The sequence below is a fragment of the Bacteroides fragilis genome (assembly GCF_019583405.1).
Taxonomy (GTDB): domain Bacteria; phylum Bacteroidota; class Bacteroidia; order Bacteroidales; family Bacteroidaceae; genus Bacteroides; species Bacteroides fragilis_B.
Map to the genome: position 1 here is coordinate 666452 of NZ_SZUU01000001.1, position 13044 is coordinate 679495.

The window sequence follows — 13044 nt, forward strand, 5'->3', positions numbered from 1 at the left end:
CTCTTTTTTCGCTAAAACAATATAAATCAACGATAACTTGTTATAATATAATAAAGTCCGCCCTCAATAATCTTAGATTATTGAGGGCGGACTTTGATGAAATATATATAGATTCTATTCTTAAATAATTTCAATTGAACCAACCGGTACCCATCCCACTTTTCCATCTTCAAGGCGGATTTCTTTCCAATCTTTCATTGAATCATCTTTAATGTTAACCTTATGCCCTTCATGAAGAATAAATAAGCTGGTACCATTTTCACTAGGCGTACTTCTAACCGTTACACTCGGACTCATTATTATCGCAGTATCTCTGTTCAACAGCTCTTCTTTTTGTTTAGAGGCAAAAACATTGGCCATCACAACAACTATCAAAAAGATAATGCCTGTAATAAAACCGACTTTCTTCAACACCACTTGCTTCGAGAAAATAAAGAAATATAGAGAGACGATTAGCAGTAGAAAACTTACAATCCCCCATATAGCCCATGAATCTACGCTCATACTATTAATTAATGCCTTTGTCCATGTAACAAAGAATATCTCAGGAGCAACTTCTACTTTATCTACAGTCTTACCACGAACTATCTCCAAATTGGCACGAATATCTCCGTTACCGGGCTGAAGCAGCAAGGCCTTTTCATAGTTTAAAATGGCTTTTGCTATCTCATTTATTTTATAATAGCTATTACCAAGATTATAGTATACATCGGCCGACTCGCCTTTACGCAAAAGTGATTCATAAATCTGGATTGCAGACGCAAAATCATTTCTGATATATGCACTATCTCCCTCAGCTTTTGTGGCATCTTCTAATTTGGAACCGGAAAACTCTGCATTATGGATACTGACAGTATCTCCCTGTATCATCTGAGTAGAATCTGTTGTTAACGAATCCTGCCCGAAAGAAGTTACAGCCATTAACAAACCCAAAGCAAAAAACAATATTTTTTTCATGACTTATTCTTCTCTAAATTAGCGTTTTATTGAATTTTCCATTTTACTCATAACTTCCAATGACGATGAATAAACTTTATCCATAGCCTGGCTCTCATCTCCTGGAGCAAAACGTGCAAACTCACATTCATTCAGAGCATTCAGGAAATCTTTTATTAGTTCGTCACTGACTCCATAATTTCTAAGTTTTTCTTCTACATTATCTTTAGACAAACGAGAAACCGGAATATTAAGTTTATCACTGATATATCCCCATAGAGCTTTAAGTACTTCATCATAAAATGCCTCCTTGCTATTCTCCGCAAGCAATTTACCAGCTAACTTCATTCGTTTAGTAGCCACTTTATTGGCTTTCTTTGTACGCATCTTAGCTACATTGGCATTCTCGGCAGCCTGTTTGCGATAAACTATAAAGAAAACAATAAACACCACAGCAGGAATGATGTAGAATAGCCAATAAAGTAAAGAACCAAACAAAAGATTATCTTTTGGCTGAAGCTTCACATCATTCAGTTTTATATAGCGAATATCTTCACCCAATACTTTCAGATCTTCTTTATTAGTAAAGTTGGCAATAACCTGATCTGCATTTCCTGCTCCTTTTTCCACCTTAACCTCATAATCTTCGGTATTCAGTGTTTTATAGGCCTTCGACTTGATATCAAAATAACTGAAGGATACTCCTGGTATTTTATAAACTCCTGCATGTCTTGGAATTGCAAGATATTCAATAACTTTATTACCGGAAAGTCCTTCTTGAGTCAAACGAACTTTGCTATCCACCTTCGGATCATATACATCAAAATCTTCCGGGAATTTTATTTCCGGATTTGCAATTAATTTTAAATTGCCGGTTCCCGAAATCACTAGCTTTATCGTGATAGCATCATTCGTTTTCACTTCTTTAGAATTAATGGAAGAAGTGATACTAAACTCTCCTACTCCTCCGGAGAAATTGGCAGGTTTACCTGTTGGTAACGGATTCACATTAATCGTAATCTTAGGAGTTACAATTACCTTACTTACATTCACATAATTGCTTCCACCATTAAAGAAGGCATCAAACGGATCATCAGATTGTACAGCTTTAGCAATGGTAGCATCAAAACGTGCAGGCTCAATAGTCAATTTTCCAGACTGTTGTGGGAACAGCACAAATTGACGATACACTGTCGTAAAATAGTTTTTTCCTTTATAATGTTCCTGTGACCATTTTGCATTAGCAGGCATCTCTATTTCTTGTGAATGAAATCCCTTAAAATCAGGAAGTTTCACATTCTCAAAACGAAGTTGAGACTCTCTTGTGTAAATCTTAAAAGTTAACAGAAAGGCTTCCTGCTCATATACATTCGTTTTATTGACTGTCGCAGTTATAAGTAAGTCTTGGTTAGAAACAGAGGAAGGCGTTCCACTTTGGCTGCCAGACGATGCAGTTCCTTTGCCATCTGCCGTATTCCCGGCTTTATCCGGAGGAAGAACTTTAATTTTTACCGAATTAGAAACCATCTGATTCCCGTCAGCCGTAATCGTTGCACCTGGAATAGAATACTCTCCTTCAGCCGTAGCCATTAAGATATAAGTAAAGGTAATACTATTATTAGTAACCCCATTAATCGATTGCATACGTTGGGAACGGTTAGGCCCCATTAACACCTCAAATCCCTTAATAGAAGGCACACGAAAATCTCGTACTTTTATCGTATTTACCGTATACGATAACCTGAACTGATCACCTACTACTACAGCATCAGGGGCAGATGCAGTAAACACTACCTTTCCGTCAGCCTGCGCTTGCGTAGTCATGGCTACCAGTGCAATCAATAAGAAAATCAATTTTCTCATTTCATCTGAAGTTTTTATCATCAATTATTTTATTATTACCAGTCTTTTTCCAGACGTCTTCCTTGAAGAGTCTGTTGCTTTTTCACTTTATCCTGAACCCCTTTTTCATCTTGCATCACAGAATTGAGCAGCTGTTCCGCATTCTCCTTAGACATTTCATTATCATTTTTCTCTGATTTAGGAGGTTGTTGCTGTTGTTTATCTTTATTTTGATCATTCTGCTTATTCTGATCTTTTTTATCTTGTTGCTTTTGTTGATCATCTTTATTCTGATCCTGATTCTGATCTTGATTCTGCTGATTTTGCTGTTGATCCTTCAGCAACTTTTGAGCTAATGCCAGGTTATAACGGGTTTCATCGTCTTTCGGATTATTTCTCAAAGACATCTTATAAGCTTCAACCGCTTTTTGATAATCTTTACCAGACTGGAATAACACTCCCATATTATGATAAATTTGTCCCAGTTTAGCTTTATCTTTTTCTATACTGGTTGCCGCCACATATTGTTCCATCGCATCTTTGAACTTTTGCTGCTGCGACAACGTATTACCCAAGTTGTACATGGAAATAGTAGACTTAGGATTTGCCTCTAATGCTTTACGGTAATTAACTTCAGCATCCACGAAAACACTGTCTTTAAACAGACGATTGCCTTTACGGATATAATCACGCTCGGCTTTTTGTGCAAATGCACCCGCAGAAAGCGATAGCAACAGAGCAAACAATATATATTTATTTCTTGACATATACATTACTACTTATTAGAAAACAACCTAATGTTCTTAAACAATGGATTTTTGCGGTCCAGAATCAACATTTCTACCAATAACAAGAGCAATATCATCCAGGCAATCACTTGGAACTGTTCATTATAATCTGTATAAACCTTAGATTCAACATCCGATTTAGCCATTTTATTAATCTCTTGATTAATAGCTTTCTGAGCAGAATTAGAGTTATCTACACGAACATAAATACCATTTCCTTCCTTTGCTATCTCTTGGCACATTGCCTCATTCAGACGAGTCACAATTACATTGCCTTCACGGTCACGACGAAAATCGTTACTACCCTCAATCGGAATGGGAGCTCCGTCGGGTAAGCCCACTCCCAAAACATTCACCTGAATTCCCTTTTTAGCAGCCTCTTTAGCAGCTTCAACAGCTCCCCCTTCATGATTCTCACCATCGGTAATCACCACAATAGCACGTCCCACTCCTTCTTGCGGAGTAAAACTACGGGCAGCAAGATTGATAGCAGCACCGATAGCTGTACCCTGTTTAGATATCAACGAAGGACTGATTGATTCCAAAAACATTTTAGCAGAAATATAATCGCTTGTTATAGGTAATTGAGTAAAGGCATCTCCTGCAAAGACAATCATTCCTACCTTATCATTCTCCATACCATCTACCAATTTAGATATAAGCCGTTTAGCTTTTTCTAAACGACTAGGCTGGACATCTTGGGCAAGCATAGAATTCGAAATATCCAATGCAATCATAACCTCCACCCCTTTGCGCTTTACTGTCTCCAATTTAGAGCCGAATTGCGGACGAGCCAATAGTACAGCAAATAGACCTATGGCAGTAAATAACAACCAGAATTTTACATCCGGACGATATTTAGATACATCAGGCATCAATTGTGCCATCAACACCGGATCTCCGAATTTACGAATAGCCTTCCTCTTTCTATAATTAGAATAAAGGTAGAAGGCTGCCAGCAATGGTAGCAGCAGCAACAAATATAAATATGCAGGTTCTTCAAATCGAAACATCTTTTTATCAATTTTATGGTATCTTCTTCAATATTGAGTTCCGTAACAGTACCTCAAGCAATATACATAAGAATGCAGCCAACGCAAACCAACGATATTCTTCCTGACGTTTACTGTACTCTTTCACATTCAGTTTTGTTTTTTCCAATTTATCAATCTCTTCATAAACCTCTTTCAGCTTCGAATTACTGGTAGCACGAAAATAGTTCCCATCCGTAGTACCTGCTATTTGAGTAAGAGTCTTCTCATCAATCTCAACCGGTGTATTAATATACTGTGTTGTACCACCAACTCGTACCGGATATGGAGCCATACCGTTTGTTCCCACACCAATAGTATAAACGCGTATACCAAAACTCTTTGCAATTTCAGCAGCGGTCAATGGAGAAATATCTCCTTTATTATTGGTACCATCCGTCAACAAAATAATCACTTTTGATTTTGCTTTACTATCTTTCAGCCTGGTTACTGCATTGGCAATTCCCATACCAACTGCTGTTCCATCCTCAATAATATCGCACTGTATCCCCTGAAATAAGTTAAGTAATACAGCATGATCTACTGTCAAAGGACACTGAGTAAAACTTTCACCGGCAAACAGTGTAATTCCTATGTTATCATTCGGGCGACCGTTGATGAATTCCGCAGCCACATCTTTGGCAGCCTCCAACCTGTTGGGTTTCAAATCTTCTGCCAACATACTGGTCGATACATCAATAGCCAACATAATATCAATACCTTCAATTTCGCTGTTCTGCCAGCTGTTTGTTGTTTGGGGGCGTGCCAAAACCAAAATAATCAATATTAGAGTGATGACACGCAGACCAAACGGTACATGAAGCAGATAATTCTTGTAACTTTTAGGGGCATGTGCATATACTCGTGCATCAGAGATCTGAAGAGTCGGCTCAGTCTTTTTCCGCTTCATTATGTACCATACAATATATGGCACAAGCAACAGCAGCAAAAACAAATATTCAATATTGGCAAAAACCATTCTATTTATAATTTACTATTTCTTATTTTAAAACAATAAAAATCAAAATCTATTACCCAAATAGATTATAAAGTTGCAACCCAATATAGACGAAGGTCGCAATAAGAGCTACCGACAGGAATACGATACCACAGATCAGCAATATCTTCGTACGTAAAGATCGTTTCTCTATTATCGTGATTTCATTAGGTTGCGGCTTCTGATTCTCTTCTTCCAATTGTTTTGTTTCATTTATAAAGTCAATTGCATTGATCAAATTCGCATCATTCTCATTCATCTGCGGATCATGCTTGGCAAACTTTACTAAATCGGCTGTCTGGAATAAATATTTCAAATCTGATATAGCTTCTTTATCATTAAATTCCAGCAGTTTATCTATTATTTCGGATGAAGTCATCTCCAATGCATTAAAGCCAAATCTATTTTTAATATACGTACGAAGAGCATCCGTCAGTTCGGTATAATACTCCTTCGATTGTCCTTTTTGCCAAATTTTCTCAGTCTTTATTCGCTCAATCTCTTTCATCGCCAATTGATGCGGAGGCAACTTAGGTTCAACTTTCACTTTACGAATAATAGGCTTATTATCACGGATACGGATAATCAGATAAATAAGCAATCCGAGCAATGGTAATGCCAGAAAAGAGCAAGCAATCAAACCATACCAATCCTCCCAGGCAAAGGGAGCTTTCATAACAGTCTTCTGACCAAAAAATTGATCAGGATGTAACGTATCTACAGGTATTGAATATACCTTCAATGCCAACGCCTTTGATTTATACTCTTTATTATCAATCTTTACTCCCATAGGAGGAATATAATATAATGCCGAATCAAAAGAAGTTACCGTATATTCTTGAGTAATCAGCATTCTCTGGCGATCATTCAAATATTGTGTATCAGGTTTAGCAATATCCACAATCTCCACACCACGTACCAATGTATCCGTAAATGACGGAAAAATAGCCCTCTGCTTCGCATCCATCGCTACTTGTAATTGCACTTTCGCCTGCTCTCCTATCAGAATTTGCAAAGAGTCTATTTTAGCATCCACAGTCACTGACTGTGCAGCAATTCTGCCAGAAACCAGAAATAACAATACTATCAGCAATATATATTTATTCATCTTTCCCGTTAATTTCGTTTAGCAAACAAATTCAGTAATGCTTTGACATAATCCTGATCAGTACGTACCGAAACAGAATCGACATTACTTTTGGTAAACGTTTCATCTAACTCAGTTTGTTTATTCACCCACCATTCATGATGTGCCCTACGTACTCCTGCCGAAGATGTGTCGATCCATTGTTCATGTCCGGTTTCCGCATCTTTAATCCGCATCAGACCTACTGCCGGCAACTCGGCCACTCGCCTGTCATATACTTGAATGGCAACTACATCATGTTTCCTATTCGCTATGGTCATTGCATTCTTAAAACTTTCCTGATCGATAAAGTCAGACAGAATAAAAGCGGTACAACGTCTTTTCATTACATTCGTCAAATATTCCAAAGCAAGACGTATGTTGGTCCGACGACTATCAGGCTTAAAATCAATCAATTCACGAATGATATATAGAATATGCTTACGTCCTTTTTTAGGAGGAATAAACTTTTCTATTCTGTCTGAGAAGAAAATAACTCCGATTTTATCATTGTTCTGGATAGCAGAAAATGCAAGAGTGGCCGCAATTTCTGTCACCATATCCTTCTTCAGCTGTTTTACAGTGCCAAATTCCAAACTGCCGGAAACATCTACCATCAACATTACCGTCAACTCGCGTTCTTCTTCAAACACCTTCACAAAAGGTTTATTGAAACGCGCTGTCACATTCCAGTCAATGTCACGGATATCATCGCCAAACTGATATTCGCGCACCTCGGAAAAAGCCATACCCCTACCTTTAAAGGCTGAATGATACTGGCCTGCAAAGATATTGTTAGACAGTCCACGCGTCTTTATTTCAATCCGACGAACTTTTTTTAGAATTTCACTTGTTTCCATCTATTTAATTGAGAATTGAAAATTGATAATTGAGGATTGTTCATTCTCAACTAAAATTAAGGCACTTCTATCTTATTCAAAATTTTGCTGACAATTTCATCAGAAGTCACATTGCTGGCCTCCGCTTCATATGTCAATCCGATACGATGACGAAGTACGTCATGCGCAACAGCACGTACATCTTCTGGAATCACATAGCCACGACGTTTAATAAACGCATATGTACGTGCAGCCAAAGCTAAATTAATAGAGGCACGAGGTGACCCACCGAATCCAATCATATCTTTCAATTCTTTCAAATCGTATTTTTCCGGATAACGTGTAGCAAACACGATATCTACAATATAACGTTCAATCTTCTCGTCTAAATAAACTTGACGAACCACTTTACGTGCCTCGATAATCTCTTCAGCCTTCAAGATAGGCTTCACATTAAACTTCTCTCCATTGATATTTTGGCGAATAATTAATTTCTCCTCTTCCTGTTTCGGATAATCAATAATCACCTTTAACATAAAACGGTCTACCTGAGCTTCCGGAAGCGGATATGTACCTTCCTGTTCTATCGGGTTCTGAGTAGCCAAAACGAGGAACGGTTCGGGTAACAAAAATGTTTCTTTACCAATAGTTACTTGACGTTCCTGCATTGCTTCAAGCAAAGCACTTTGAACTTTAGCGGGAGCACGGTTTATTTCATCAGCCAATACAAAATTAGCAAAAATCGGACCTTTCTTCACTTGGAAACTTTCATCCTTCTGACTGTAAACCATCGTACCGACAACGTCAGCTGGCAATAAGTCAGGCGTAAACTGTATGCGGCTGTATTTTGCATCGATCAACGAGGCCAATGTCTTAATGGCCAAAGTTTTTGCCAAACCCGGTACACCTTCAAGCAACACGTGTCCATCAGAAAGTAATCCGATTAACAGTGACTCTACCAAATGTTTCTGACCTACAATGATTTGGTCCATGCCTGTTGTAAGATTGGTAACGAAAGCACTCTGTCTTTCAATCCGCTCGTTCAATTCGCGGATGTCAATTGATTCAGCCATAAATACTAATTATTTTATTGTTTAATTTTCTTTTTAATAATATGAGTAAAGCCTATGTTGTAAGGCTTTTTAATTTCGATTCCAAAAGTACACTATATCTTTAACCATTCCAACTAATTTTTATTAAAAAACAATGCGAAGTCTTTAGATTAAGGTACTTTCATACGCTTTTGTATTTGTATAACATAAACACAATACCCGAATGTATAAACTTGTATACACCCGGGTGATCACATTAGACTGTCATTTTTTAACCAATTCCGGTATTTTAAGTACAGTACCATACGGTACATTATTCGGATTCTTAATCACTCCCCGATTATGTTTAACGATATAGGGCCATAAATCTTTTGTACCATAAAACCGTAGAGATACCCTGGTCAGAGTTTCACCTTCTTTAATTGTATAAGTCGCCTTAGTACCGGTAATTGTATAATTCACTGAATCCGGCTTAACTGGGATTGACACTGTTTTAGTATTCTTTTCCCGGGATACCGATTTACTTTCTGAAGTTTTATCTACTTTCTCCGATACATTGACATGCTCAGACATCGATTTTACCTCCTGTTGATTCGGAGTCTTTGCTACCACCTCAACAATAGTATCCGCTTTTGCAATAGTATCCAATGGAATTTCCCGTATCGGTTCTTTTTTCTCTACTGCCTCTGTGGTTATTGACTGTTCCGATTCTTTTTTAGAAAACAAATCCGGATAATAAACAAAAGCTAATGCTGCACCGCAAAGCGACATAACAACTACTATAATCATTATTAAATAAGGAACAGGAGATTTTTGGTTTTCCGGTTTAACTTCCTTCTTTGGGCGCTTTTCCTTTTTTACAGGGATAGTCGATACTTCTGCTTTTTGAATCTCCCGTGCTATAATTTCTTCGGCAGTCAATTTAAGAGAACCTTCGTCTTCTATCACCTTTTTAAAATTATCTGTAATTTCTTGCCCTGTATCTCCAGTGAACTGGATTGGCTCTTCAGAATTTTCTACTACTTTATCCAATCCACCCTCTTCTCGAACCTCAGCAATGGATGAACCTTCTACTACAGCTTCACTACCTTTATGTATACTAACATCTTCAACTGTTTCAAGTATGTCAATATCATCTACAACCTCTGTCCTTTCGGATCCCTTCATAACTTCCGGAACGTCTTCTGCAACTTCCACATCTGACAACACAACATTCTGCTCGTCTAAGGTTTCCGGTTCAATTTTCTCATTCGCCTCTGTTTCAATTGTTTTTTCCTCTGCTTTCGCTTCCTCTCTCTCTACAATCTCTGTTATTAACGGAGGCTCAGTTGTTTCGGATACATTCCCTGATTCTTCCTCCAGTTCCTCTATTGGCGTATCTTCCAAGACTGTATTCTCATTCAGCACTACCGTTTCGAAATGTGAAAAAGGTCTATTTATGATATCTCTTAAAGAAGGGTCAGGAGTAAAAGAAATCTTAGTATGCCCCTCTATTTTAATACGTTCACCTGTATTGACATTTACACTTTCCCGACTATTGACCCCTATCAATTTGAATGTACCCAATCCTTTGATTTTCACATATTGATCAGTGTCCAGAGCTTGTTCTATCAACAAGAAAAACTCCCGGACGAAAACATCAGCATCTTCTTGAGAAACCTCATGTCTGTTAACCAGTAGTTCAACAAGATCTTGTATAGTCAACTTTTCATTCATACGGAAATGTTTCTTTAAACTTATCTTTTAATATAGGACTCGGCTTAAACGCCAGTACTAACTTGGGTGGAACCAACAGTCGCAACTTAGTGACGGGATTGATGACAATACGTTCTGCTTTCTTTTTTACCTCAAAAGTACCAAACCCCTGTATTCCTATAGCATTGCTTTCCTGCAATTCCTGAGTAATATCAGATAGCAGAGATGTTATCAGCTCAGAAGTATATTTTGTATTATACCCCAACCTGCGAGAAAGTTCAGAAGTAAATTCTTTATTATTCAAGATCCTACAATTTAAAAAAAATATGTTGCTATATTAATCAATCCAGATCAAAAAACAAATTCTTCAGGAAATATATTTAAATTATTTCACCAAAAAGATCGAATTCATCGGAATCAATCACTTGTACTTGATAAAAGTTACCAATCATCAAATTAACCCCTTCACGTTTTATCAAAACTTCAGGATCTACTTCCGGAGAATCAAACTCTGTACGCCCAATGTAATATCCACCCTCTATACGATCAATAATGACTCTCATTTTTTGTCCAACTTTTGATGCACTTAATTCAGTAGAAATTCCCTGCTGAATAGTCATTAACTCATCCAATCGTGCCTGTTTTAGCTCCTGAGGAATAGAGTCTTCATAATTAGCCGCAGCATATGTTCCTTCTTCTTCTGAATAAGTAAAAGCCCCCATCCTATCAAAGCGCGCTTTACGTACAAACTCTTTCAATTCCTCAAAATCTTCTTCTGTCTCTCCTGGATGACCCACCATCAACGTCGTACGCAAATGGATTCCGGGAACTTCCTTACGAAACTGTTCAATCAACCGATAAGTCTCCTTTTTCGTCACATGACGACGCATACGTTGCAGCATATTATCACTGATATGCTGTAATGCAATATCCATGTATTTACATACATTATCTCGTTCACGCATCACCCGGAACAACTCTTCAGGGAAATGTGCCGGATATGCATAATGTAAACGTATCCATTCTACACCCGGAATTTCAGAAATACGTTCGATCAACTCCGGAAGCATTTGCTTCTTATATAAATCCACTCCATAGTAAGTTAGTTCCTGAGCAATTACCTGAAACTCCTTTACACCATTGGAAACCAAATATCTCACCTCTTCCAGGATTTCTTCTATAGAACGAGATACATGTCGTCCTGTAATAATCGGTATAGCACAATAAGAGCATTTACGATCACAACCCTCTGATATTTTCAGATAAGCATAATGATTAGGAGTGGTAAGAGTACGCTCAATATGAAGCTCCTCATGGTAAGCTTTACCCAAATCCTGTAACAACCCCTTCCAATTGAATTTTCCATAAAACTTATCAACCTGAGGAATCTCAATCGCTAATTCCTTTAAATAACGTTCCGAAAGACAGCCCATTACAAAAAGTTTCTCCAAATTGCCTTCTTCTTTTTCTTGTGCAAACTCCAGAATCATATTAATCGATTCTTCTTTTGCATCACCGATAAAACCACAGGTATTAATAACAGCTATCTCTCCTGTCGGCTTTTCCGAGTCATGGGTTACATCATATCCGGCTTCTTCCAATTGACGCATCAACTGTTCTGAATCCACCAGGTTCTTTGAGCACCCTAATGTTATGATATCTATAGTTTTTCTTTTCATGCATTCTCTCCAAATAAGGAGTCTACAAATTCTTTCTTGCGGAACACCTGTAGGTCTTCCATACCCTCACCCAATCCGATATATTTCACCGGAATCTTAAACTGATCTGAAATTCCGATAACAACGCCACCTTTTGCTGTCCCATCCAACTTGGTTATAGCCATAGCAGTTACTTCTGTTGCAAGTGTGAATTGTTTTGCCTGCTCAAAGGCATTTTGTCCGGTCGAGCCATCAAGCACCAACAGCACCTCGTTCGGAGCATCAGGCACTACTTTCTTCATTACATTTTTAATTTTCGTCAGTTCGTTCATCAAGCCAACTTTATTGTGCAAACGTCCTGCCGTATCAATGATCACAACATCAGCGTTATTAGCTACTGCAGAACTTAATGTATCAAACGCAACAGAAGCCGGATCGGCCCCCATCTTTTGTTTAATGACTGGAACACCCACTCTTTCACCCCATATCACCAATTGCTCCACAGCTGCTGCACGAAAAGTATCGGCTGCCCCCAAATATACAGATTTACTGGCTTTCTTAAATTGATAAGCCAGTTTACCAATAGTGGTTGTTTTACCAACTCCGTTTACACCCACCACCATAATAACATAAGGCTTTTTCTCTACCGGAACATCGAAATCGGCAACATCATCCGAATTATTTTCAGTCAGCAATGCAGCTATTTCTTCACGAAGAATCGAATTCAACTCTTGTGTATTTACATATTTATCTTCTGCTGCACGTTTTTCGATACGCTTGATGATATTAAGAGTAGTCTCTACCCCTACGTCCGATGTGATAAGTACCTCTTCCAGATTATCCAGCACTTCATCATCCACCTTCGATTTTCCGGCCACCGCACGGGCAATCTTGCTGAATACACTTTCTTTGGTTTTAGATAATCCTTTATCTAAAGTTTCCTTCTTTTCCTTTGAGAAAAAACTAAAAAATCCCATGATTACAATTATTTGTATAATACATTATGCTACAAAGATATAATAAAACTGGCGTAAAGTAAAAAATGAAGCGAATAAAATTGGCAAAAAAAATCCCCTCAAT

The 13044-nt window shown here is 37.9% G+C and carries 12 protein-coding genes; all 12 read right to left on the reverse strand.

The window, feature by feature from the left end; translation table 11 throughout:
• Positions 1–120 precede the first annotated feature (120 nt).
• The 12 genes from FDF36_RS02860 to ftsY all read right to left on the reverse strand — a co-directional run bounded on the left by FDF36_RS02860 (position 121) and on the right by ftsY (position 12941).
• Positions 121–957: a tetratricopeptide repeat protein gene (locus FDF36_RS02860; protein WP_220390261.1), complete on the reverse strand. Its 837-nt coding sequence runs from the start codon at positions 955–957 to the stop codon at positions 121–123.
• A gap of 18 nt (positions 958–975) precedes the next feature.
• Entirely contained in the window at positions 976–2799 is a 1824-nt protein-coding gene (locus FDF36_RS02865) for a BatD family protein (RefSeq protein WP_220390262.1), read from the reverse strand.
• Positions 2800–2834: 35 nt separating this feature from the next.
• Complete coding sequence (locus FDF36_RS02870) at positions 2835–3545, reverse strand: tetratricopeptide repeat protein (RefSeq protein ID WP_220390263.1); 711 nt, start codon at positions 3543–3545, stop codon at positions 2835–2837.
• Positions 3546–3553: 8 nt separating this feature from the next.
• Positions 3554–4579 carry a VWA domain-containing protein gene (locus tag FDF36_RS02875; RefSeq protein WP_005787920.1) on the reverse strand — a complete coding sequence of 342 codons (1026 nt, stop codon included), beginning with the start codon at positions 4577–4579 and terminating at the stop codon, positions 3554–3556.
• Positions 4580–4592: 13 nt separating this feature from the next.
• Positions 4593–5576: a vWA domain-containing protein gene (locus tag FDF36_RS02880; protein ID WP_220390264.1), complete on the reverse strand. Its 984-nt coding sequence runs from the start codon at positions 5574–5576 to the stop codon at positions 4593–4595.
• A gap of 52 nt (positions 5577–5628) precedes the next feature.
• Entirely contained in the window at positions 5629–6702 is a 1074-nt protein-coding gene (locus FDF36_RS02885) for a BatD family protein (protein WP_220390265.1), read from the reverse strand.
• Between the two features lie 8 nt (positions 6703–6710).
• Positions 6711–7580 (reverse strand): DUF58 domain-containing protein, encoded by an 870-nt coding sequence (locus FDF36_RS02890; RefSeq protein ID WP_005793731.1) that lies wholly within the window; start codon positions 7578–7580, stop codon positions 6711–6713.
• Positions 7581–7636: 56 nt separating this feature from the next.
• Positions 7637–8632 carry an AAA family ATPase gene (locus FDF36_RS02895; protein ID WP_220390266.1) on the reverse strand — a complete coding sequence of 332 codons (996 nt, stop codon included), beginning with the start codon at positions 8630–8632 and terminating at the stop codon, positions 7637–7639.
• Between the two features lie 243 nt (positions 8633–8875).
• Positions 8876–10327 (reverse strand): HU family DNA-binding protein, encoded by a 1452-nt coding sequence (locus FDF36_RS02900; RefSeq protein WP_220390267.1) that lies wholly within the window; start codon positions 10325–10327, stop codon positions 8876–8878.
• On the reverse strand, positions 10320–10610 hold the full coding sequence (locus FDF36_RS02905) for an HU family DNA-binding protein (RefSeq protein ID WP_005787931.1): 291 nt from the start codon (positions 10608–10610) through the stop codon (positions 10320–10322). Before FDF36_RS02905 ends, FDF36_RS02900 begins: the two co-directional genes overlap by 8 nt.
• A 76-nt stretch (positions 10611–10686) precedes the next feature.
• A complete protein-coding gene (gene rimO, locus FDF36_RS02910) occupies positions 10687–11985 on the reverse strand; it encodes a 30S ribosomal protein S12 methylthiotransferase RimO (protein ID WP_220390268.1) in 1299 nt (432 codons plus the stop codon).
• A complete protein-coding gene (gene ftsY, locus FDF36_RS02915; protein ID WP_220390269.1) occupies positions 11982–12941 on the reverse strand; it encodes a signal recognition particle-docking protein FtsY in 960 nt (319 codons plus the stop codon). The genes rimO and ftsY overlap by 4 nt, the downstream gene beginning before the upstream one ends.
• Positions 12942–13044 lie beyond the last annotated feature (103 nt).